The sequence below is a fragment of the Cupriavidus sp. 05T42 genome, assembly GCF_056396345.1.
Genome location: NZ_JBFTLH010000026.1, coordinates 1 through 23,156 on the forward strand (window position 1 = coordinate 1; position 23,156 = coordinate 23,156).

The 23,156-nt window shown below is 65.8% G+C and carries 19 protein-coding genes; 11 read left to right on the top strand and 8 right to left on the bottom strand.

Going from position 1 to position 23,156, the window contains the following annotated elements; genetic code table 11:
- The 5 genes from AC1EJR_RS24620 to AC1EJR_RS24640 all read right to left on the bottom strand — a co-directional run.
- Positions 1 to 103: transposase (locus tag AC1EJR_RS24620; protein WP_477106569.1), on the bottom strand; the 103-nt coding region annotated here is incomplete at its 3' end.
- Between the two features lie 85 nt (positions 104 to 188).
- Positions 189 to 1,772 carry a glucoamylase family protein gene (locus tag AC1EJR_RS24625; RefSeq protein WP_477147701.1) on the bottom strand — a complete coding sequence of 528 codons (1,584 nt, stop codon included), beginning with the start codon at positions 1,770 to 1,772 and terminating at the stop codon, positions 189 to 191.
- Positions 1,773 to 1,852: 80 nt separating this feature from the next.
- Positions 1,853 to 3,067 carry a DUF3131 domain-containing protein gene (locus tag AC1EJR_RS24630; RefSeq protein ID WP_477147702.1) on the bottom strand — a complete coding sequence of 405 codons (1,215 nt, stop codon included), beginning with the start codon at positions 3,065 to 3,067 and terminating at the stop codon, positions 1,853 to 1,855.
- Between the two features lie 622 nt (positions 3,068 to 3,689).
- The gene (locus tag AC1EJR_RS24635; protein WP_092289374.1) at positions 3,690 to 4,124 is read right to left on the bottom strand and encodes a universal stress protein; all 435 of its coding nucleotides are present in this window, start codon (positions 4,122 to 4,124) and stop codon (positions 3,690 to 3,692) included.
- A gap of 136 nt (positions 4,125 to 4,260) precedes the next feature.
- On the bottom strand, positions 4,261 to 5,217 hold the full coding sequence (locus AC1EJR_RS24640) for a substrate binding domain-containing protein (protein WP_477113819.1): 957 nt from the start codon (positions 5,215 to 5,217) through the stop codon (positions 4,261 to 4,263).
- Between the two features lie 155 nt (positions 5,218 to 5,372).
- Here AC1EJR_RS24640 and AC1EJR_RS24645 point away from each other — a divergent pair, with 155 nt between their 5' ends.
- Both AC1EJR_RS24645 and aceB read left to right on the top strand, forming a co-directional pair.
- Positions 5,373 to 6,074 carry a haloacid dehalogenase type II gene (locus AC1EJR_RS24645; protein ID WP_441593592.1) on the top strand — a complete coding sequence of 234 codons (702 nt, stop codon included), beginning with the start codon at positions 5,373 to 5,375 and terminating at the stop codon, positions 6,072 to 6,074.
- 49 nt (positions 6,075 to 6,123) lie between these two features.
- The gene (gene aceB / locus AC1EJR_RS24650) at positions 6,124 to 7,710 is read left to right on the top strand and encodes a malate synthase A (RefSeq protein WP_477147703.1); all 1,587 of its coding nucleotides are present in this window, start codon (positions 6,124 to 6,126) and stop codon (positions 7,708 to 7,710) included.
- A gap of 73 nt (positions 7,711 to 7,783) precedes the next feature.
- Here aceB and AC1EJR_RS24655 read toward each other — a convergent pair whose 3' ends face one another.
- Positions 7,784 to 8,194 carry a VOC family protein gene (locus AC1EJR_RS24655; RefSeq protein ID WP_092289367.1) on the bottom strand — a complete coding sequence of 137 codons (411 nt, stop codon included), beginning with the start codon at positions 8,192 to 8,194 and terminating at the stop codon, positions 7,784 to 7,786.
- Positions 8,195 to 8,479: 285 nt separating this feature from the next.
- Here AC1EJR_RS24655 and AC1EJR_RS24660 point away from each other — a divergent pair, with 285 nt between their 5' ends.
- A complete protein-coding gene (locus AC1EJR_RS24660; RefSeq protein WP_092289366.1) occupies positions 8,480 to 8,950 on the top strand; it encodes an SRPBCC family protein in 471 nt (156 codons plus the stop codon).
- Positions 8,947 to 10,404 (top strand): DHA2 family efflux MFS transporter permease subunit, encoded by a 1,458-nt coding sequence (locus AC1EJR_RS24665; RefSeq protein ID WP_477147704.1) that lies wholly within the window; start codon positions 8,947 to 8,949, stop codon positions 10,402 to 10,404. Before AC1EJR_RS24660 ends, AC1EJR_RS24665 begins: the two co-directional genes overlap by 4 nt.
- A 7-nt stretch (positions 10,405 to 10,411) precedes the next feature.
- Here AC1EJR_RS24665 and AC1EJR_RS24670 read toward each other — a convergent pair whose 3' ends face one another.
- Positions 10,412 to 10,681 carry an acyl-CoA-binding protein gene (locus AC1EJR_RS24670; RefSeq protein ID WP_092289362.1) on the bottom strand — a complete coding sequence of 90 codons (270 nt, stop codon included), beginning with the start codon at positions 10,679 to 10,681 and terminating at the stop codon, positions 10,412 to 10,414.
- Positions 10,682 to 10,856: 175 nt separating this feature from the next.
- Between AC1EJR_RS24670 and tsaB the strand changes: the two genes are divergently transcribed.
- The 6 genes from tsaB (at position 10,857) to AC1EJR_RS24700 (ending at position 20,177) form a co-directional block, all read left to right on the top strand.
- Entirely contained in the window at positions 10,857 to 11,654 is a 798-nt protein-coding gene (gene tsaB, locus AC1EJR_RS24675; RefSeq protein WP_477147705.1) for a tRNA (adenosine(37)-N6)-threonylcarbamoyltransferase complex dimerization subunit type 1 TsaB, read from the top strand.
- The gene (gene rimI, locus AC1EJR_RS24680; RefSeq protein ID WP_441593594.1) at positions 11,651 to 12,187 is read left to right on the top strand and encodes a ribosomal protein S18-alanine N-acetyltransferase; all 537 of its coding nucleotides are present in this window, start codon (positions 11,651 to 11,653) and stop codon (positions 12,185 to 12,187) included. Before tsaB ends, rimI begins: the two co-directional genes overlap by 4 nt.
- Positions 12,184 to 13,023: a uracil-DNA glycosylase gene (locus tag AC1EJR_RS24685; protein WP_441593595.1), complete on the top strand. Its 840-nt coding sequence runs from the start codon at positions 12,184 to 12,186 to the stop codon at positions 13,021 to 13,023. The genes rimI and AC1EJR_RS24685 overlap by 4 nt, the downstream gene beginning before the upstream one ends.
- Positions 13,004 to 14,137 carry a DUF1853 family protein gene (locus tag AC1EJR_RS24690; RefSeq protein ID WP_477147706.1) on the top strand — a complete coding sequence of 378 codons (1,134 nt, stop codon included), beginning with the start codon at positions 13,004 to 13,006 and terminating at the stop codon, positions 14,135 to 14,137. Before AC1EJR_RS24685 ends, AC1EJR_RS24690 begins: the two co-directional genes overlap by 20 nt.
- Before the next feature lie 91 nt (positions 14,138 to 14,228).
- The gene (locus AC1EJR_RS24695) at positions 14,229 to 17,183 is read left to right on the top strand and encodes a putative mucin/carbohydrate-binding domain-containing protein (protein WP_477147707.1); all 2,955 of its coding nucleotides are present in this window, start codon (positions 14,229 to 14,231) and stop codon (positions 17,181 to 17,183) included.
- 42 nt (positions 17,184 to 17,225) lie between these two features.
- The gene (locus tag AC1EJR_RS24700; RefSeq protein WP_477147708.1) at positions 17,226 to 20,177 is read left to right on the top strand and encodes a putative mucin/carbohydrate-binding domain-containing protein; all 2,952 of its coding nucleotides are present in this window, start codon (positions 17,226 to 17,228) and stop codon (positions 20,175 to 20,177) included.
- A gap of 60 nt (positions 20,178 to 20,237) precedes the next feature.
- Here AC1EJR_RS24700 and lplT read toward each other — a convergent pair whose 3' ends face one another.
- Complete coding sequence (gene lplT, locus AC1EJR_RS24705) at positions 20,238 to 21,557, bottom strand: lysophospholipid transporter LplT (RefSeq protein ID WP_092289351.1); 1,320 nt, start codon at positions 21,555 to 21,557, stop codon at positions 20,238 to 20,240.
- 485 nt (positions 21,558 to 22,042) lie between these two features.
- Here lplT and alr point away from each other — a divergent pair, with 485 nt between their 5' ends.
- Positions 22,043 to 23,152 (top strand): alanine racemase, encoded by a 1,110-nt coding sequence (gene alr, locus AC1EJR_RS24710; protein ID WP_092289349.1) that lies wholly within the window; start codon positions 22,043 to 22,045, stop codon positions 23,150 to 23,152.
- The last annotated feature ends 4 nt before the right edge of the window (positions 23,153 to 23,156 follow it).

Here is a 23,156-nt window from a genome sequence, read left to right on the forward strand (position 1 = left end):
CGCTGTCTATTTCATGGCGTTTGGCGATCTCACCATAGCCTGCCTGACCGTCCAGGTAGCTCTGGATAACTGTCAGCCTGAACTGCTCCGAGTACCGATACATGAAAACACCCCAAAAGTTGGTGTCCAACTTTTGGGGTGCAGTTCAGGACGGCGCGGCGTTTTTCATTCCGGGGACGGCAGCCGGACTAGGGCTGCTGCGCCGGGATGCTGAATTCCTCGATCTCCAGCAGCGGCTGGAGGATGTGGCCCCATTCCTTGTCGACGTAACCACGCAGCTTGCCATCGGTTAGATAGTTGGCCACGGCGCCGAGCGCCAGCGAGTTGTCGAGGTACAGCGCGCAGTTGGATACGACGCCGGTCTGCACGTCGACACTGTCCATCAGCMCATAGGTCGGGTKGTCCAGTGCGGGGAAGTTGGTGATCAGCTTGCGCATGGCGTCCATCACGGCTTCGGGCTCGTATTCGATCAGCGACAACACGGAATAGGGCGATACCACCGGGCCGGCACGKGTGGATTCACGCTGCCCCACCGGGCGGTAGCCGCCCGCCACGGACAGCGGCGGCGCGCCGTACTCGGTGTACCCGCCCGTGGCCGGAATGGTGGCGGGCGAGAAGCCCCAGTAGCCGAACTGGTCGAGCCCGTACTGGATCTGCGCCTTGGCCATGTTCGGATGCGAACGTGCCCAGCTGTTGGTACCCCATTTCTGCTCGTTGATCATGATTGGCACGGCAAATGTCTCGAATACGGAGCCGCCCCAGGTCGGGATGAAGGACTGCCCCCCGAAGCTGCGCGAGGCCTCGTAGACGCGCACGCCTTCATAGGTGCGGTACTTCGACTGGTCGATGCTGCGCTCGGCCCATTCCGGCACGCGGTCGAGGTGGAAGTACTGGCTGCGCGGCACATTGCCCAGCGCGATGGCCGCATAGCTGATCAGCCGCGTCTCGCTCATCAGGTCATAGGTACTCCCCGAGTTCTGCTGCGTGGCCGGGTTGTAGTTGATGTAGAACTGCTGCTTCTGCGGGTCCAGCATGGTGTCGAAGCGCATCTGGGCGAGGATGGCGCCGGCCTGCGCGGCGAGTTCCGGGAAGGCCTGCTTGGCCATGGCCAGGCCGGTGGCCACCCAGGCGTTCTCGATGACACCCACGTCGCCGTCCGGCACGCCCGTGGTGCTGTTGAGCGAACCGAGGAACAATCCGCCCGGTGCACCCTTGTCCTTCGCCTGCTGCTGCAGCACGGCGATGGCGGGCAGCATGCGCGCCATGCGCTGGCTGGCGTCTTCCGGCGTGATCAGGCCCAGGTCCCGCGCAGCCACTACGTTCGAGATATACGAGGCAAGCTCGCCGATGAACATCCAGTTGACCGCGTTCATCTTGTTCTCGGCGTTGACGCAGGCCTTGTTCGACGGGAACGCTGGCTTGGTCTCCATCGCCTCGATGGACTTCCACAGCGACTTCGCATAGATGCGCGCTTCGGCCTTCAGGGCCGCCTGCGGGTCGGGCTGGACGGGGACATCGGGCGCTACGTCGGAAGGGGGGACCTCGGTGGGTGTCGGGGCAGGGATGGGGGCGGGGGTCGGCTGGGGCGTCGGCTGGGGCGTCGGGGTGGGCGCCGGCTCGGTGCCGGTATCAACCCGCGCCTGCGTGCCCGGCTGGGCCGGCGGGGCGACCGGCTCGTCGCTCCCGCCGCCTCCGCAGGCAACCAACAAGGCGCTGAGGCCGATGCAGATGGCTCGGTGAGCCAGCGGATGTGCGGATGAATCGAGTGCCATGATGTGCTCCGTGCGGGGAATGTTCTGATGAACCATTCTCGTCCGCGAGAGCGATCAAGATAATCGTAGTTCGTCCATTTTTAGCCCTGCTGCGCAGGCTCCGCCGGGATGCTGAATTCCTCGATCTCCAGCAGCGGCTGCAGCATGTGGCCCCATTCCTTGTCCACATAGCCGCGCAGCTTGCCATCGGTGAGGTAGTTGGTCACGGCGCCCAGCGCCCAACCGACGTTGCCGGCGAGCAGGCACTTGGAAACGGTGCCGTTTTCCACGTCGACACTGTCCATCAGGCMGTATTGCGGGTGGTTCAGCGTGGGGAAGTTGTCGAGCAGCTTCTTCATGTTGGCCATCACCGCCTCGGGGTCCTCCTCGATCAACAGCAGGACCGAGTAGAGCGACACCACCGGGCCGGCACGGGTCGCCACGTGTTGCCCGCGCGGGTTGTAGCCGGTGCCGCCCAGCGAAGCCGGCGGCGTGCCGTACTCGGTGTATCCGGCGTTGGCCGGCACGGAAGCGGGCGAAAAGCCCCAGTAGCCAAAGGTGTCGAGGCCGTACTTGATCTGCGTCTTGGCCATGTTCGGATGCGAGCGCCCCCAGCTGTTGGGGCCCCATTTGGATTCGGAAATCACCACGGGCACCGCGAACGATTCGAACACCGAGCCGCCGTTGGTCGGCATGAAATGCCGGCCGTCATAGGAGCGGGTGCCTTCATATACCCGGACGCCCTCGTAGGTGCGGAACTTCGCCGGGTCCTGCGAGCGCTCGGCCCAGGTCGGTACGCGGCCGATGTTGAAATACTGGCTGCGCGGCACGGTTCCGAGGGCGATGCCGACATAGGCCAGCAGCCGTGTCTCGCCGAGCAGGCCGTAGGTCATCCCCGAATATGTCTGCGTCTTGGGATTGAAGGAGATCTCGTATTGCTGTTTTTGCGGATGCACCATGGTCTCGAAGCGCATCTGGCCGAGGATGGCGCCAGCCTGCGCGGCGAGCTCGGGGTACGCCTGTTTGGCCATGGCGAGGCTGACCGCCAGCCAGGCATTCTCGATCGAACCCACATCGCCGGAGGGTATGGCTGTCCGGTTGTCCGTGGTGCCATGGAACAGGCCACCGGGCGCGCCATTCTGCCGGGCTGTTGCTTGCAGCACGGCGAGGGAGTCCAGATGGCGCGCCACGCGCCGCTGGGCTTCGGCGGCGTCCAGCAGGCCAAGATCACGCGCGGCAGTCACGTTCCAGATGAACTGGCCGAGGTTGCCGGTGAACACCCAGCCCACCGGGCTGGCCACGCCTTGCGCGTTCATGCAGGACTTGTTGACCGGCAGCGCGCGGCCAGGGTCCAGCGTTTCGGCGGACTTCCATAGGGCTTCGGCGTATACGCGAGCCTGCGTTTTCAGTACCGAGTCCCGCGTGATTACTTCTGTCTCGGTGGGCGGTCCCGGGTGGGGAACGGGCGGGATCGGCTGCGGCTCGGGCGGGACGGGAACAGGGGCCGGTGGCGTGGGCGCAGGCGCGGGTAGCTCCGGCGTGGGGGGCGTTKGCGCGGGTTCGACGTTGGGCGGCAGCGGGGCCGGGCCCGCCTCGGGTTGGGTCACGGAGATGTCCGTGCCAATCGGTTCCGAATCGTCGCCGCCCCCACCGCAGGCGGCCAGCAGCGCACTGACGCCAAGACAGATTGCTCGGCGGGTCAAGGGGCGGACGTAAAGATCGATTGCCATCATGCTCTTCCCAGTTGGAAATGGATGATGGATTCTCGTCAACGGCGGGGATCAAGAGAATCGTAGTTCGTCCAATTCCTAGGGCCAATCGGCACAATCCTGGCGGAATTGCGATGCGGCGATGACATATGAAGCAACAAGGCCGCGCATGTTGCCGTGCGCGGCCTTGATGTGAACTGACGCGGCGGGATGCCGCTGGTTCAGCGTGTCATCKATAAACGATGACCGGGATGTCGGTGTGAGTCAGGACCTTCTGGGTTTCGCTGCCGAGCAGCAGGCCGGACAGTCCGCGCCGGCCGTGCGAAGCCATGAAGATCACGTCGCAGCCATGGCGTTCGGCCGCGTCGATGATGCCGAGGTAGGGCACCGCGAAGGTGGTCATGTCGGCGTCGAACGGCAGGCCATCGGCCACGGCGGCGGTCTCGATCTCCTTCAGGTAGAGCCGCGCCTGATTCTCGATCCGGTCCCGGAAGGCTTGCGGGGCCTCGACGACAATCTCGCTAAACGGCGTGTAGGGGTATTCCTCCAGACAGACATAGGCGGTGACCCGGGCACCAATCGCCTTGGCCAGCTCCAGGCCGCCATTGATGGCCTTTTTGGAGAGTTCCGACCCGTCGGTGGGCAACAGGATGTGCTTGAACATGCCATACCTCCTTTCACGAATTTAAAGATTTCACGATAAGGCGGGGCAGGCCAGACGGCGCCTGTCTGATTGGATTGTAGTCAGTGTGAAGCAGTCGCCATTGCGGAATATCAATGTTTACAGTGGGTGAAACCACCTATGCCACGGCGGCGGACGCCTCGGCGGCGGCGCTGGTCGGCGCCTGCTCGGCGCGGCGCCAGTAGGCCGGGTTGCCGTAGGTGTGCTTCAGATGGTCGATGAACAGCCGTACGCGCAGCGGCAGGTGCTTGCGCTGGGGGAACACCGCGTGGATGCCGATGGGCGGCGCCTGGAAGTCGTCGAGCACGGTGACAAGCCGGCCGCTGGCGATTTCCTGGCCCACCTCCCACCAGGACCGCCACGCCAGCCCATGGCCTTCGAGGCACCACGCGTGCAGCACGGCGCCGTCGGTGCATTCCATATCGCCGCCCACCTTGACCGTGACCGCGCGCCCATCCTGCTGGAACACCCAGCCGCGCTGCACGTTGGCACTGGCGCCGAAAGCCAGGCAATTGTGGCGTGACAGGTCCTCCGGCAGCTTCGGCGTGCCGGCGCGGGCCAGATAGCCGGGGGAGGCCACCACCACGCGGCGGTTTTCCGCCAGGCGGATCGAGACGAGGCTGGAATCGGGCAGGTCACCGAGGCGGATGGCGCAGTCAAAGCCTTCGTTGACGAGATCGACCACCCGATCGGAGAGGTCGAGCGTAAGCGTCACGTCCGGGTGCGATTCGATGAACAGCGGCACCACCGGCGCCACATGCTTGCGGCCGAAGCCAGCCGGGGCGGTCACCCGCAGGTGGCCGCTGGCCTTGACGCCGCCGGCCGAGACGCTGGCCTCGGCGTTGTGCAGGTCGTTCAGGATGCGCTGGCAGTCCTCGAGGAAGGCGGAGCCTTCGAACGTCAGCGTGATCTTGCGTGTGGTGCGCACCAGCAGCTTCACGCCGAGCCGTTCTTCCAGCGCATCGATGCGACGCCCGATGATCGCCGGCGCCACGCCTTCGGCGGCGGCGGCAGCCGAGAGGCTGCCACGTGACGCGACCGATACAAAAGTCTCCAATTGCTTGAAATGATCCACGAAAGCTCGCCGGTTAATACACAGTCTTGTGCGGATCGGCCAAGATTAGTTGCCCAAAAGTAAAAGATCAAGTGACCCGGTGCGACTTTGCCGCACTGCAACGACTGACTACAATCGGATGCATTCAACGGTGTACAGGCCCATTCAGTCCCTCCATGAACAAGATCCGCGCGGTGGTGTTCGATGCCTACGGCACGCTGTTCGACGTGTATTCGGTCACGGCGCGCGCGGAGCAGTTGTTTCCCGGCAAGGGAGAGGCCCTGGCGCTGTTGTGGCGCGAACGCCAGATCGATTACACGCGGTTGCGCACCATGGCCGCGCCGGACGGCGCGCTGTACAAGCCGTTCTGGGCGCTGACCGTGGATGCGCTGCGCTACGCCGCGGAGCGCCTCGGGCTGAAGCTGGGCGAGGCCACCGAGGCGCAACTGCTCAAGGAGTACGCCTGCCTTTCGGCCTTCCCCGAGAACCTCGGCGCGCTCAAGCGGCTGCGCCGCGCGGGGCTGCCGCTGGGCATCCTGTCGAATGGCAACCCCGAGATGCTCGACATCTCGGTCAAGAGCGCAGGCATGCACGGGTTGTTCGACCATGTGCTGTCGGTCGATGCGGTGCGCCAGTACAAGACCGCGCCGGCCGCCTACGCGCTGGGGCCGCAGGCCTTCGACCTGCCCGCCGGGGACATCGCCTTCGTGTCCTCGAACGGCTGGGACGCGTGCGGTGCCACCTGGTATGGCTACAAGACTTTCTGGATCAACCGTGCCGGCCACCCGGCGGAGCGCCTGGACGTGGCGCCCACCGGCACCGGGCACGACATGAACGACCTGCTGGCCTTCCTCGCCGCCTCCGGCGTCGCGGTCTGACGGACGGGTCCACCCAACAACACACCATCGCACACACAGGAGAAGACTGATGGCTATCACGCTGCCCGCGGGCATGAAGATTACCGGCGACATCCTGCCGGCCTACGAAGACATCCTCACGCCGGAAGCCCTGGCCCTGGTCGACAAGCTGCATCGCGCCTTCGAGCCGCGCCGCCAGGAACTGCTGGCCGCCCGCGTGGCGCGCGCCAAGCGCCTGGATGCCGGCGAACTCCCGGACTTCCTGCCGGAGACCAAGAGCGTCCGCGAAGGCGAATGGAAGGTGGCACCGGTGCCGCAGGCGCTGGAGTGCCGTCGTGTGGAAATCACCGGTCCGGTGGAAGCCAAGATGGTGATCAACGCCTTCAACTCGGGCGCTGACAGCTACATGACGGACTTCGAGGACTCCAACACCCCGAACTGGCACAACCAGATGCAGGGCCAGGTGAACCTGAAGGCCGCCGTGCGCCGCACGCTGACGCTGGACTCCAACGGCAAGCACTACAAGCTCAACGACAAGATCGCCACGCTGCAGGTGCGCCCGCGCGGCTGGCACCTGGAAGAGAAGCACGTCACCATCGACGGCAAGCGCATCTCGGGCGGCATCTTCGACTTCGCACTGTTCCTGTTCCACAACGCCCGCGAGCAGATCGCGCGTGGCGCCGGCCCGTTCTTCTACCTGCCGAAGATGGAAAGCCACCTGGAGGCCCGCCTCTGGAACGACATCTTCGTGATGGCCCAGAACGAGATTGGCCTGCCGCAGGGCACGGTCAAGGCCACGGTGCTGATCGAGACCATCCTGGCCGCGTTCGAGATGGAGGAAATCCTCTATGAACTGCGCGACCACAGCGCTGGCCTGAACGCCGGCCGCTGGGACTACATCTTCTCGTGCATCAAGAAGTTCAAGGTGGACAAGGACTTCTGCCTGGCAGACCGCGCCAAGGTCACGATGACCGCGCCGTTCATGCGCGCCTACGCGCTGCTGCTGCTGAAGACCTGCCACAAGCGCGGTGCGCCCGCGATTGGCGGCATGAGCGCCCTGATCCCGATCAAGAACGATCCGGAAAAGAACGCCATCGCCATGGAAGGCATCATCAGCGACAAGCGCCGTGACGCTACCGATGGCTACGACGGCGGCTGGGTGGCCCACCCGGGTCTGGTCGCGCCGGCGATGAAGGAATTTGTGGAAGTGCTCGGCGACAAGCCGAACCAGTTCGAGAAGCAGCGTCCGGACGTGAACGTGAAGGGCGCCGACCTGCTCGACTTCAAGCCCGAGGCCCCGATCACCGAGCACGGCCTGCGCATKAACATCAACGTGGGCATCCATTACCTGGGCGCCTGGCTGGCCGGCAACGGCTGCGTGCCGATCCACAACCTGATGGAAGATGCCGCCACGGCCGAGATCTCGCGCTCGCAGGTCTGGCAATGGATCCGCTCGCCGAAGGGCAAGCTGGAAGACGGCCGCAAGGTGACCGCCGAGCTGGTGCGCGCGCTGATTCCGGAAGAACTGGCCAAGGTGAAGGCACTCGTGGGTGGCGATACCAGCACTTATGATCGCGCCGCGCAGATCTTCGAGGAAATGTCGACGTCGGAAGACTTCGCCGAATTCCTGACGCTGCCGCTGTACGAGGAAGTCTGAGTTTCTTCAGGCTTGCAATGAAAAACCCCACGGTTCGCGCCGTGGGGTTTTTTGTTTGTGGCTGGCTCGTGGGTCAGGGGCCCGCCACGGCGCCGTAGCCCCGGCCCCGCCATTCGATGAAGCACAGGCCATGGCCGAACGGGTCGGACAGGCGGGCCTGCCGGCCCCAGTCGAAGTCCTGCGGCCAGTCCTCKATCTCGGCGCCGGCGCCCAGCGCGCGCTCGATGGCCGCTTCGAGGTTTTCCACCACGAAGTCCAGGTGCACGGGGGTCCAGTGCCGCGCGTAGTCGCGCCGCGCATCGGCCCGCGCCGTGGCCACCGTGCCGGCCTCCTTGGCCAGCAGGTAGATCGGCGCGCAGGCGCCGTGCATTTCCGCCACGCTGTTGTCGAACAGCCGGCGGCCCAGCCGCAATCCCAGTCCTGCTTCGTAGAAGCCGATGCCGTGTTCGAGGTCATCGACGTCGATATTGATCAGCAACTCCATGCCAGCCTCCTGCTTCATGAGCGTTCTCGGGCGTGGCGGCGGCCAGTGTCGGTTCGTGCTTTTCCACTTCTGTCCGCTCCTGACGGCTCCTGACGCCTTCCTTGCCCGGGCCAGCATTGTGCGCCGGCACTCCTGACAATAGCTGTCAGGAGTGATGCCAGTCCGGACAGGATCATCGATGCGCTGCATGGCGGCTATGAGATGACTCTGAAAACGAAAGCGCGGACCGCCGCGGCGCGCAAGGAGCCTTCATAATATGGACATTCACGAGATTGGAGAGTCAAGTTGCGTTTTGAACACCTGGTGGAGATCAATGACCCAGGCAATCCCACGCTGGAGCCGCTGACCGCTGAACAGCTGTGGCAGGGCCTGGTGCTGCGGGCCGAGTCGCCCGAGTTGTTCGTCCTGGGGCTGGAGCGCGCCGAGGTATTGGCGCGGGGCGATGGCTGGCTGGACCGCGTGCTGCATTTCGGAAAGACGTCGATACAGGACCGCGTGGTATTCGAGCCACGGCGCGCGGTGCGCTATGAGACTGCGGCCACGGCCGAGCATGCCGGCGGCAGGCTGTCGATGAGCATCGAGACCCCCGCGCCGGGCGCGCTGCTGGTGCGTTTCATCTATGAAACGACCCTGCCCGACACGGATGACAGCGGCGACGACCGCTATGCGGAGATCGTCAAGTCGGCATACCACGAGGCGGACCTCGACACGGTGCGCAAGATCCGGGAGATCGCTCACACCGGGCGGCTCGGGTGACGGGCTCGCAGCCGGCCGGCGGGCCGACACGCGCCGTGCTGCGCGCCCGCTATGGCGAGCGCCTGCGCTGGCTGATCCTGGTCACGCTGATGCTGGGCACGATGTCGTCCATCGTGTCCTCGACCATCGTCAACGTGGCCGTGCCGGACCTGAGCYGGCATTTCCACCTGGGCCAGGAGCGCGCGCAGTGGGTGGCGGCCAGTTTCATGATCGCCATKACGCTGTCGATGCTGCTCACGCCGTGGCTGCTGAACCGATTCGGGCTGCGCCGGACCTTCGTCGGCAGCCTGTTGCTGCTGGGCGCGGGCGGGCTGATTGGCGGGTTTTCGCCCACCTTCGGCGTGATGCTGGCCATGCGCGTGGCCGAGGGCATCGCGGCCGGCATCATGCAGCCGCTGCCCAATATTTTCATCCTGCGCGTGTTCGAAGAACGCGAGCAGGGCAAGGCGCTGAGCCTGTTCGGCTTCGGCGTGGTGCTGGCGCCAGCCATCGGCCCAAGCGTGGGCGGCTTCCTCGTGGAGACCTTCGGCTGGCGCTCGATCTTCTTCGTGGTGGTGCCGCTGACCCTCATCGGCCTGTGGATGGCGCGCCGCTATATGGCCGTGGACTCGGCGATGATCGGCGAGCGGAAGGCACTCGACTGGCGCGGGCTGGCGCTGGCCGGCGTGGCCACCGTGACGCTGCTCAACGGGCTGGTGGAAATGCGCGAGAACGTGCCGGCCGGACTGGCGCTGGCCGGGCTGGGCGTCTTGCTGCTGGCGGGCTTCGTGGTCTGGCAGCTGCGCGCGCCCGAGCCGCTGATGGATATGCGGCTCTACAGCTACCGCCAGTTCTCGGCCGGGGCCGTGGTGGCGTTTATCTATGGCGCCGGGCTGTTCGGTTCCACCTACCTGCTGCCGGTCTACATGCAGATGGCGCTGGCCTATACGCCGTCGCAGGCGGGCATCGTGCTGATGCCGGCCGGCATTGTGCTGGCGGTGACGATTGCGGTGGCGGGGCGGCTGACCAACTACATCTTGCCGCACCGGCAGGTGTCGTTCGGGCTGGCGCTGCTGGCGGCGTCGTTCCTGCTGATGGCCACCGGGTCGATGGCCACGCCTTACCTGCTGCTGGTGCTCTATGCGGTGATTGGGCGGATCGGGCTCGGCTCCATCCTGCCGTCGCTGACGCTCGGGTCGATGCGCGGGGTGGATTTCTCGCTGATCGCCCAAGGGTCGAGCTGCATCAATTTCCTGCGGCAGCTTGGCGGAGCGATCGGGGTGAGTCTGGCGGGGGTGGGGCTGCAGTGGCGGCTGGCGGAGCACGGCGCGGTGCTCGGGCCGGGTGGCGATCCGGTCGCCCGGATCGCGGCATTCGATGAGACCTTCCTGGCCGTGGGCGTGGTGATCGCCACGGCGATCCTGGCCGCGTGGCGTATCCGGCCGAAGCCGATGCCGGTCGGGGCAGGGGCCTAGCGGCGGCTTAGCTGGCGGTGCCTGCCAGCAGTTCGCCGACCAGTTCGACGTATTTCTGCTTGGCGTCGTCCTGGCTGGTGCCCTTGAGGGCTTCCCAGGCTTCGAACTTGTAGCGGCCGACGAAGTCGGTCATGCCGGGCTTGTCGCCGTGGGCGTCGCCCTCGGCACCCTGCTTGTAAAGCGCGTAGAGGCGCAGCAGCGTCATATTGTTGGGACGCTCGCTCAGGGTCTTGACGTCGATTAGGGCCTGGTCGAAGCGGGCCTGCAGGTCGCTCATGGTGTCTCCGGGTAATGAGTGGGCGTAGAAGTGCGATGATAGCCGCCGCGCCGCGCCGTTTGCGGCGGAAAAACCGAAGAAGCCCTCGGTCCGCGCGCGGCGGCACGGTCTGTCGCGCACGGTGCCGGCGTGCCTGCCAATACAGCTTTGGCCGCGCTCCGGATACAATCGCGCCATGTCCTGGATTCTTGCTGTCGAGACCTCCACCGAGTGGTGCTCCGTCGCACTGGGGCGCGCCGCCACTGACGGCGCCCTCGAGTGTTTCTCCCGCCATGAGCATACGGGCGCGCGGTCGTCTGCGCGCGTGCTCCCGGCCGTGGCCGAAGTGCTGGCCGAGGCCGGCATCACGCTAGCCGACTGTGCCGCCATCGCGTTTKGCGCCGGCCCCGGCTCGTTCACTGGCCTGCGTACCGCCTGCGGCGTGGCCCAAGGGCTCGCCTTCGGCGCTGATCTGCCGGTAATTCCCATCAATGTATTGACGATGTGCGCGGAAAGCGTCCGATCCGGCACTTCATCGTTGCCGGCGGACACGCGCGTGCTGGTTGCGCTCGACGCCCGCATGGACGAGACCTATGCCGCCACGTTCCGCTGGGACGCCGCCGCAATGGAGTGGTCGATGGAGGGCCCGGTGCAGGTGGGACCGCCAGAAGCCGTGGCGCAGCCCGATGGCGCGTTCTGGCTCGCCGGCAATGGTTCGACCGTGTTTGGCGAACGGCTCCAGGTGGCCGCGCAGGCCGGCCGCGTAATGCCCGAAGCCATGCCGGACGCCCGCGCCGCGGTGGCCATCGGCCTGCGGGCGCTGGCGCGCGGCGAGACCATCGACGCTRCCGACGCCATGCCGATCTATGTGCGCAACAAGGTTGCCCACACCATCGTGGAGCGCGAGGCGATTGCCGCCGAGAAAGCTGATAAAGCCGCCAAGGCCGCGAAGGCCGCGAAGGCCGCGAAGGCCGCCGCAGGGGAGGCCGCGTGAGCGCCGCGCTGCTGCCCGAGTCGCCCCAATGGCCGGCCGTGCCGGTCATGCCCGAGCTGGGCGATGGCTGGACGCTCGGCCGCATGAGCGCGCTGGACCTGCACGCCGTGGCCGATATCGAGCAGCGCGCCTACAGCCATCCCTGGACGCGCGGCAATTTTGAGAATTCCCTGAAATCGGGCCATATCGGCCTGACGCTCCGTGATCCAGCCAATACGCTGGTCGGCTATGCCGTGTTGATGCCGGTGGTCGACGAAATGCACCTGCTCAATATCACCGTGGACCCGCGCCGGCAGCGGCAGGGCCATGGCCGGCTGCTGCTGGCCGTGGCGCTGGCCACCGCCCATGCCCACAACCTCGGCACCATGCTGCTGGAAGTGCGCCCGTCCAATGTGGGCGCGCTGACGCTGTACGAGGAAGCCGGGTTTGCCGAGATCGGCCGCCGCAAGGGCTACTATCCGGCCACGGCCAATGGGCGCGAAGACGCGCTCGTGCTGCGCCGGGCCTGGCACGAAGGCAAGGAGTCCGCATGAATCGCCGCGCGCAGTTCCTCGAAGTGCTCGGCATCCCGTCGGAATGGGTGCCGCGCCGGTTGGCTGGGGCGCCTGTAGAGGCCGAAGCCGACGTCGAGGTCGAAATCGAGGTCGCCACGGTAGCCGTGGCCGAAATCGAACCCGAAGTCGACGTGGTGATGACCACCCCGGCCGCCACCCCGCGCCCCGTGGTGATCGAAGCCCTGTCGCCGCCGCCGCAACCCGCCGTGCAGGATGAGGCCGCTCTGGCCCGGGACGCCGCCATCGCCGCCATGGACTGGGCGGCGCTGGAAGCCGCCGTGGCCGAGTGCACCGCCTGCGGCCTGAGCGACACCCGCACCAATACGGTCCTCGGCGTGGGCGACCGCCGCGCCGAATGGATGCTAGTGGGCGAGGCCCCGGGCGAGAATGAAGACCTCCAGGGCGAGCCGTTCGTCGGCCAGGCCGGCAAGCTGCTCGACAACATGCTCGGCGCGCTGGGMCTTGCGCGCGACCGCAATGTCTTTATCGCCAATGTGCTGAAGTGCCGCCCGCCCGGCAATCGCAATCCGGAGCCGGAGGAGGTGGCGCACTGCGAGCCGTTCCTGCGCCGCCAGATCGCGCTGATCCGGCCGAAGGTGATCGTGGTGCTGGGGCGTTTCGCGGCGCAGTCGCTGCTGCGCTCGACGACGCCCATCGGCAAGCTGCGCGGCACCGTGCACCGGTACGAGGGGATTCCCGTGGTGGTGACCTATCATCCGGCTTACCTGCTGCGCACGCTGACCGACAAGGCGCGCGCATGGGAAGACCTGTGTCTGGCCCGCGAGGTACACGACCGTGCGGGAGCTGAAGCCTGATCCCGCGCAGGCCATCCGCCCGGGCGGGCCGGTAGCAGCCGGCGCCGACGGGCCGGCGCCCCTGTGGCGCACCGCCGCGTCCCAGCGGGTGCGCGATCTCGCGTGGTGCTCGCTCTCGCCGCCGCTGCTCTCGCACCTGCCGGCTGGCTACGGCGCCGGCGCCGCGTTGGCCTACTGGCCGCCCGGCGCGCAGGCCGCGTGGCAGCGCTGGCTGGAGCGCGCCGACCCCGCCACACTTCCCGAAACCATCGCCGAACTGAGCGGCCACCCGGACCCCACGGGTAGCCGCAGCCTGCGCCTGGGCCGCCATGCCGAGCGGCTGCTCCACTTCGCGTTGCATCGGGCCGATGGGATCGAACTCGTCGCCGCCAATGTGCCGATCCGGCGCGCCAACGGCCATGGCATCCAGACGCTGGGCGAACTGGACGTGATCTGGCGCGATCCCGCCAGCGCGCAGACCGTGCACTGGGAGATGGCGGCCAAGTTCTACCTGATGGTGGATGGACAGCCGGGCACGCCACCCKACCGCCGCAACTTCGTCGGCCCCAATCTCGTCGATCGGTTAGGGGACAAGCTCGACCATATCGTCGGCCGTCAGCTGCCGCTGGGCCGCGCGGCCGAAGCGCAGGCGGTGCTCACCCATCCCATCGACCGCAGCGAGGTCTACCTGCTGGGCTGGCTGTTCTATCGCGATGGCCGCCTGCCGGCCGGGCTCGATACGCTGGGCATCGCGCCCGATCACCTGCACGGCTGGTGGTCCACGCTGGAGGACTGGGCCGCGCGGGCGCAGGCCCACCCGGCGGCGGCCACCACGCGCTGGTGCCGGCTGCCGCGCGCGGACTGGCTCTCGGGCGCGCGGGTGCCCGAGTCGCAGACGGAGTCCGCCGCCGCGTTGCACACCGCGCTGGCGCAACGCTTTGCCGATCCGCACCAGGCGCATAGCTGGCGGCGTGAAGCCCCGGTGATGGTCTGCGAACTGGCGCCCGCCGGGCCCGAGCAGCCCGGCATCTGGCAGGAACGCTCGCGCGGCTTCGTGGTGCCGCCGGGGTGGCAGGCGCGCGCCGCCGAGCGGGCCACTGCCGACAAATCCCCTCCCGCACCCGCCTCTCGCTAATCCATTCCGGCCTCCGCACCGCACCGCGATACTTCCCCTCACGCTGCATCGAAACGTCCGATCCGGACGTCGCGACGAAGGGGGATGGCAGATGTCGGACATCGAGAAGGTCAAGACGCTCCACTGGCTCACGGACCCCGAGTGGTTCCACAAGGCCGGACTCGACAAGGGTCTCGGCCATGACCGCCAGCATCTCGGCGTGGTCCTGGCGGCGGGCGGCGAGCTGACGATCAGCCAGATCGACATGGATTTCATGGGCGAGCTGACACTGCGCCTGCTCAACAGCGACGGCCGCACCGAGCGCGTGTTCAGTTTCGGCGAAATGCCACTTACGATCACGGCGCACACCGCCTCGGTGCCGTTTATCGAGACCCCGTACCTCGGCGGCGGCACACCGCCCACGGTCTGGTACACCTGCTMGCCAACCAGCAAGACGCTCCCCGTGTTCGAAGCTGGCGGTGCGGAATCCCCATTTTTTTCGACGTGGGACCAGCAGGCGGCCGAATTCGCGCTGATCCAGTCGCGCTACGTCCGGATGCTGGTGCCCGAGGCCGACAAGCCCATGCTCAGGACCTTGCCGGGCGGCCTCGCCGCACTGACGGCGTACTACGACAACGTGGTTTCCACCTTCAACGCGCTGTGTGGCATAGCGTTCGATCCCGAACGGGCGACGGATCTCAACATCCGCAACCAGTTCTTCATCAAGGCCGATGCGGAGGGCAGCGGCAGCGCCTACTACGGCCCCGCGTGGGCCGCATCCACCTCGGCGTCCATGACGGCGGACTGGTTCGCCGGCCTGCGCACCAATTGGACCCCGCTGGAAACGCTGGGCCACGCCTACCTCGGCACCTTCATGGCGGCTGGCTCGGTCAGCTTTCTCGAGGTCTGGAACAAGCTGTATGCCGCCACCTGGCAGGACAACGCGCTGGGCGCCGCGGTGCACACCGATGGCTGGCTCTATCAGGACGAGGTGGCCCTGTTCAGCGGCGTGATCGGCCGGATCACGAGCGGTACGCCGCTGCAGGAGTGGAGCATGCGCGAGAAGCTCTACTTTTTGATGCTGCTCAAGTACAAGGCTGGCAACACGGCGTTTGCCAGCTTCAACCGGCAATACCGGACCTATGCCAACGCGCTGCCGTTGCCGCCGATCGCGCCGCCCGTGATCGACATKATGGCCGAGGTTTATGCCGCCGAGGCCGKGGTGGATGTGGCGCCATTCATCGGCATGGTGGGCGCCAGGATGGCGTCGGTGCGGACGGTGCTCAATATGTTCAGCGACGCGCGCGCGGTGTACCCGCTCTATGCGCTGGTCAGCGCGGCCAGCCTGGTCCCGGCGCAGGAGGCGCTCCATGCGGCGTCGCCGCTGCAACTGGTGGACCCGGCGGAGATGCGCCGTACTGGCCTGCGCGGCAGCGTGACGCTGCAGTTTGCCATCGACCAGTTCGTGCAGATCTACGACGAACCGCTGTTCGTGATGGAAGGGCCGAGGGAGGTGTCCTCGGCACGCATCATCGCCACCGGGGTGACGTTCGCCGATTTGCCGGTTGGCGTGTACACGTTGCGCCCACCCACCGGCAAGAATCGTAAATATGCGATTGACTCGGCCTACCTGATTGTGAAGGAGGGCACCAGCACGCAGGCGCTGGCCTATGTCTTCAAGCAGGCGTCCGCCATCGTCACGCAGACCTTCATGCTGTTGGGGGCGGATAACGGCCTGTACGGCACGATCCGCGTGGACGCGCCCACGCGCCAGATCATCGTGGACCTGTTGAGCAACCCCAATACCGCGTTCATGGATACGGTCTACATCGGCGTCACGATCCGGACGGCCGATGGCGATCCGGTCTATCAGCGGGACTTTCACGGCAACCACCCAGCCCCGGAGCATGCGGACATTCCGTTCGAGATCGGCTATCGGATCGAGGTGCGCCATGAGGAGCCATCGCGGCTGCGGGTGCTGCCGGCCGCCCCCGGACTGATTCGGCCGCAGGCGACCAACGACTTCGTGATCACGGCGCACGGGCTCGAGAACCTGCAGGCGATGAACAGTCCGGTGGCGGACCTGTCGTTGCGCATTGCGGAAGCGGCGGCACTGGTGCGGGAGCGCCTGTCGATTACCACGGCACCGTATGCCACGGTCAAGGATGACATCTACCTGGCCGTGATGGCGCTGCCGGAGCCGGCGCGCGCCCAGGCGGTGGCCGACTACGCCGACGTGATGTCCCTGCAGAACACGGCGCCGGGCACCAATATCGGAAACAATTTCGTCGTCTCGCTGAAGGGCATCAGCAATTGGACGTTCTTCACCATGACGCTCGACCTGGTTCGTCTCGAAGTGCGCTTCCAGACCTTCAGCGGCAAGCCGCACAGCTATTTTGGGAGTACTTACGGCTACGTCAGCTTTCGCGACGCKGACGGCCAGGAATTGTTCTCCTATGACTTCATCGGCGACCTGACCGTGACCGCCATGGTCCGCACGTTTCCGCTGTCCCGCTACGGTGGCGAGCAGTTCTACTCGTTCAAGGAGGAACTGGGTCAGCGCTACACCATCGAGAACAGGATGCAGGGCGTCACGTGGAACGGGTTGGCCAATACGATGCTGGACCTGCCCGGCAACGGCGTGGTGATGACGGCCACGGCATCGGAAATCTCTCAAACGCCGTCCGTGCGGGGCAACATGTTCACGTGGAATCTGCTCGGTAATGCGGATCAGCCGGTCGCCACGCTGGAACTGGACCTGGTGATCAATGTGCTGAGACTGACGCTACACGCTGCCGTGCCGAATCCCGGCGTGCCGGCGGTCTATATCAGCATCGGCGTGGCAAACCGCTACGGCGATCCCGTCTATGACATCGCCATGCCGGGGAATGCCGCGGTGTCCGCCGATAACCAGTTCTTCCCGCTGCAGAAGGGCTATACGGTCACGGTCTTCCACCAGGACCCCACGCGCTCCCAACTGATCAACGCAGAGACGTCGGCGCGGACCACCGTGGCGGCCACGGCGCGCTACCAGACCATGCCGCGTGGCTTGCGGGCGGTGGCGTGACGCGCAGCCGGGTCCGATTGCATCCTTCACGAGGTATCCAAGATGGCGGAAATCCTACAAACGAAGTCTGTGTACACGCTTCAGGATCCGGAATGGATTCGCAAGGGGGGGCTGCCGAAAGGGCTCGATCACGACAAGCAGGCGCTCGGCATCATCCTGCCGACTGGTGCCACGCTCCGGCTCCGGCAAGTATCGCCCGACTTCACTTCGTCGGTAATGGTGACATGCGCCAGCGACGGCACGATCCCGGCGCAGTGGGTGGGAGTGGGTAATGCGTGGGTCAATGTCACCATGAACGCGGTGCGCGTCCCGTTTGTCGTGACGCCCTATGTGGCAGGCACCCCTCTGATCGAGTTTGCCTTCCCCTCGACGAGCAAAATGCTGCCGATCTATCGGGCGGGCAATGCCGAGGCGCCATTCTTTGCCACCTGGGACGCGCAGGATGCCGAGTTTGGCCTGATCGAGGGCGACTATATGTACATGCTGGTGCCGGCGCGGGACAAGGCCGTGCTGCGGGCCTATCCCGGCGGTCTCAATGCGCTGGGTGCGTACTACCAGGACATGTTGACCTCCTTCAATGCCCTGATGGGGGTGTCATTCCAACCCCAGCGGCCCACGGATCTCAACGTCAGGAACCACTACTACCTGGCGGCCGATGACATCGCATCGGATGCCGAACCTGCCTACTATGGCCTACGCGTGGCCGCCACGACGTCGGCGTCGGTCGCGCCGGTCTGGCTCGACAACCTGCCGACCAGCTGGAATGCGCCCAATGTCATCGCTGGCGGCTATCAGCGCCGCTTCTCCKAGCAGAATGTGGCCGATCCGGATTCCGTATGGGGCAATGTTTTTGCGGCCACCTGGCAGGACTTCGTGATGGGCGCCAACGTCTACACCCAGGGTTGGCTCTACCAAGGGGCGCCGGCGTTCTTCGCGAGCGTGATGGCGCTGCTCCGCAGCGGCACGCGGTATGAGTCCTGGGATGTCCGGGCGCAGGTCTATCTGGTGATGCTGCTGAAGTACAAGGCTGGCGATGCCTCGATCAMCCGCCTGAACCAGCAGGATCGGATCCATATGAACACGTCGCCCTCGCCGGCGGTGCGGCCGGCCGGGTTCGATGAGATGGCTGCCGCCAGCGCCGAACGTTGCGATGTGGATGTTGCGCCATTTCTCGCGCTGGCCGGCGCGCCGGTGACGCCGCTGCGCGCCATGCTCAACGCCTTCAGCCACGCCCGCGCGGTCTATCCGCTCAGCGAACTGGTCACGGCGGAGACGCTGCCGACAGTGCAATCCGCGCTGCATCTCGACTCGCCGCTGCGCCTGGTCGATACCGTGGAGCTGCAGGGTACCGGCGTCACGGGCAGCCTTTCCCTGCGGTTCGTGATCGACGAATTCAAGCAGATCTACGGCGAACCGCTGGTGCTGATGGAGGGCGCCCGGGAGGTGCTCCACGTTCCGGTCCGCGCGCCGGAAATGATCCTGGACAACCTGCCGATTGGCGCTTATACGATCCGGCCACCGACGGGCAAGAACCGCAAATACCTGGTGGATGCCGACTATCTGGTCGTCAAGGAACAGACGGCCAGCCAGTCGCTGACATACACCTTCAAGCAGGGGTCGGGCACGATTTCCCAGACGCTGGTGCTGCTCGGTTCCTCTCGCGATGTAAGCKGGACAATCCGCGTCGACTTCACCACCATGCAGGTGCGCATCGATATCAAGGCCCAGCCGCTCGATGCCTTGGGCACGGGGTTCTACGCCGCGATCGGGGTGAAGAACGGCGTGGGAGCCTACGTCCTTGCATGCGAGATTAGCGGCCAGGCCGCGGCGCCGTTTCACCGCGCCGCGGCCTTCGAGATCGGCTATCAGCTTGAGGTGCACGTGGCGTATGCCAACCTGCTGGCTGTCGAGCCCCCCACGCCCGGCTTGCTCCTGGACCAGCAGAGTCACTTGCTGACGATCACGGCGCTGGGTCTGCAGAACGCGGCGGCCAGCAACGATCCCGAAGCGGACCTGCAGGCGCGCATCGCCGCTGGCGCGACGATCGTGCGCGACCACCTGCCGATGGCTCATGCGCCCTACGCGCAGTTGAAAGATGACCTCTACCTGGCGGTCATGGCGCTGCCGCCGGCGGCCCGCACCGCGGCGCGGCGCGAGTACATGGACGTAATGTCCACCTTCAACTTCGAACCGGATGCCTACGTTGGCAACCTCTTCACCCTCAAGATGAAGGGCATCAGCGACTTCCAGTTCTGTACCGTGACGATCGACCTGGCGGCGCGGGAGATCCGCTTTCAGATCATTGGCGGGAAGCCGMACTATTACTTCTCAGATACCTACGGCTATGTCAGTTTCTCCGACGTCACCGGCAATGAATTGTTCTCATATGACTGTATCGGCACATTGAATTCGACCGCCATGAACGTGATCTTCCCGTTGTCCCCCTATGGCGGCGAGCGGTATTACTCGTTCAAGGAGGAGGCGAACATTGGCCGCTATCCGATCGAAAACGTGATGCAGGGGCAGGTCAAGGCCGGGGTAAAGAACATGGTGGCCGAGGTGCTTGCCGATGGCCTCATCACCTATGCGTCAGCATCCGAGATCGCGGTGGTGCCGACCGTGCGCGGGAACATGTTCCTGTGGTCGCTGTTCGACGGTGCTGGCAATCCGGTGGCGACGTTGAACCTCAGCCTGGTCTTCAATACGCTGACGGTTTCCGTTTCCGCCGGGACGCACGAAGGGGGATTGCGCGTCAGCGTGCATGTGGAGGATAAGTATCAGCAGGTGGTCTACGACCTGGATGTCCATGGCGGGGCGCCGGTGGCCCCCGAGACTTCCACCTTCTCGTTGCAGAAGGGCTATACGGTCACGGTGTTCCACAGCGATCCGACCCGTTCCCAGTTGGTCAACACGGAAACCAATGCACGGACCGTGGTCGGCGAGACCGCGCGCTACCAGACCATGGCGCGCGGCCTGAAGGCGCTGCCAGCATGAAAAACGCCCCGCCGGCGCAGGCCGGGCGGGGCGTTTCCTGTTTCGCTGCCCGCGCGCGGGTCAGTGGTGCTTGTCCTCGCCGATCATCGCCAGCGAGTTGTGCATCTTGATGTTGTGCTTGTGCAGGCGCATGACCAGCAGCATGGTGGCCGAGATGAACAGGCCCAGCGCCACGATCACGAAGCCGATCGGCACATTCAGCTTGATGAGCAGCGCGTAGAGGCACAGCATCAGCAGAACTGAAACATTTTCGTTGAAGTTCTGGACGGCGATCGAGTGCCCGGCGGACAGCAGCACGTGCCCGCGATGCTGGAGCAGGGCGTTCATCGGCACCACGAAGTAGCCCGACATGGCTCCGACGATCATCAGGAACACATAGGCGATGGCCATGTAGAGCGGCATGGGATAACCCAGCACGTTCAGCATCACGGCCGGCATGGCGTCCTTGGTGTAGAAGGCCATGATCATGACGGTGATCCCCATCGCCACGCCGAACGGCAGCACCGACAGCGAGCGGCGCAGCGGGATCCGGGCGGCGGCCATGATCGCGCCGACCGCCACACCCACCGCCACCACGGCCTGGAGCAGGGCGCCCTGGGACAGGTTCAGCCCCAGCGACTTCTCCGCCCACTTGAGCACGATGAACTGCAAGGTGGCGCCCACGCCCCAGAACAGCGTGGTCACGGCCAGCGAGATCTGGCCCAGCTTGTCGCGCCACAGCGCGATGAAGCAGTCGCCGAACTCGGCAATCAGCTTCACCGGGTTCTTTTCCTGTTGCGGGTAGCGCGCGCCGGTCTCCGGGATAAACACGTTGAACACCGACGCCACGACGTAGAAGAACATGATCACCACCATGGCCGCCTCGGCCGGGGTGTTGATGCCGGTGTCCACGTAGGGGATGTCGAAGCGGAGCAGGATGTCCGAGATATGGACCGAGATCAGCGCGCCGCCCACCACGGTGCCGAGGATGATCGAACTCACCGTGAGCCCCTCGATCCAGCCGTTGGCCATCACCAGCTTCTCGGGCGGCAGCAGCTCGGTCAGGATGCCGTACTTGGCCGGCGAGTACGCGGCGGCGCCGAAGCCCACCACGCCGTACGCCAGCAGCGGGTGCAGCCCGAACATCATGATCGCGCAGCCGACGATCTTGATGGCGTTGGTGATCAGCATGACCTTGCCCTTGGGCATGGAGTCCGCGAAGGCCCCCACGAAGGCCGCCAGCACCACATAGGACAGCACGAAGAACAGCTTCAGCAGCGGGGTCATCCACTGCGGGGAATGCAATTCGGTGAGAAGGGCGATGGCGGCGATGAGCAGCGCATTGTCGGCCAGCGACGAAAAGAACTGCGCGGCCATGATCGTGTAGAAACCCTTCTTCATACCTTCGACTTTGTCTCCATCGCGGACGCCCGGCGCGGCGGGCAGGGGCACGCCGACCGGCAACATCGCGGCTTGTAGGGAACCTGGCGCGACGGCCTTGTCAAAGTGGGGCGGTTGCGCAACTTTCGCGCGCCTTTCGGCTTGCCTGACCGTCATTGACATATTGCTTCTCTTTTAAAACATGGCCGGAGCGTCCGGCTTTATATCACGAAACCACGACATTTCAGCACTCCGGCGGACCCGCGTTTTGACAGGAACCCGCCTTCCGGATTCCCTGAGGTGGGCGCCGGTTGTGTTCAAATATCGCCTGCGCGATGTTGCCCCGCATGTGCCGGCCGCTCCGTATTCCAGCGCACTTTCGCGTCATGCGCGTGGCGGTGCCGGCACAGTGTATGCAACATCAACGCCCGATTGCAGCGGGTTGCCGTCCGGGTCTTCCCTGATCCGGTGCATGCCGGGACGCAACCTGCACCCTTAGCCAGACCATGCCAAGACCCATACACGCAGTCATCCACCAGCCCGCGCTGGCCAACAACCTGGACGTGGTGCGCCGCTACGCGCCCCAATCCCACATCTGGGCGGTGGTCAAGGCCAACGCCTACGGCCACGGTATCCGGCGCGCCTTTGCGGGCATGCGCGGCACCGACGGCTTCGGGCTCCTCGACCTCAACGAGGCCGTGCTGCTCCGCGAACTCGGGTGGCAGGGGCCGATCCTCTTGCTAGAGGGATTCTTCCAACCGCAGGATGTTCCCCTGTTGGAACAATATCGCCTCACGACAGCCATTCATTGCGAGGAACAACTGCGCATGCTCGAGGTGGCCCGGCCCCGGGGGCCGCTGGCGATCCAGCTCAAGCTCAACACCGGCATGAACCGGCTCGGCTTCCGACCGGAGGCCTATCGGACCGCCTGGGAACGTGCGCGCGGACTCTCCTGTGTGGGCAGTATCGTGCACATGACGCATTTCTCGGATGCCGACAGCGCGCGGGGCATCGCGCACCAGATCGAGGCCTTCGACACCACCACGGCCAATTTGCCGGGCGAAGCCAGCCTGTCCAACTCGGCCGCCGTGCTCTGGCACCCGCAGGCGCACCGCGCCTGGGTGCGGCCGGGGGTGATCCTGTACGGCGCGTCGCCCACGGGCGTGGCGGCGGATATCGCTGATACCGGCCTGCAGCCGGCCATGTCGCTGCACAGCGAACTGATCGCCGTCCAGGACCTGCAGCCGGGCGATACGGTCGGCTATGGGTCGATGTTCACGGCCGACCGCGCGATGCGCATCGGCATCGTGGCCTGCGGCTATGCCGATGGCTACCCGCGCCACGCGGCCGGCTGGGGCGACCGCCCCGCGCCGGTGCTGGTTGATGGCACGCGCACCACGCTGGTCGGCCGGGTCTCGATGGACATGGTCTGCGTGGATCTCACGCCCTGCCCGAAGGCCCGTGTCGGCACATCGGTCACGCTCTGGGGCCAGGGCCTGCCGATCGACGAGGTGGCGGCGGCCAGCGGCACCGTCGGCTATGAGCTGATGTGCGCGCTGGCGATGCGCGTACCCTGCACGGTGGCCACGCTGACCACGGCCGACGCCCCGGCCTGACCCG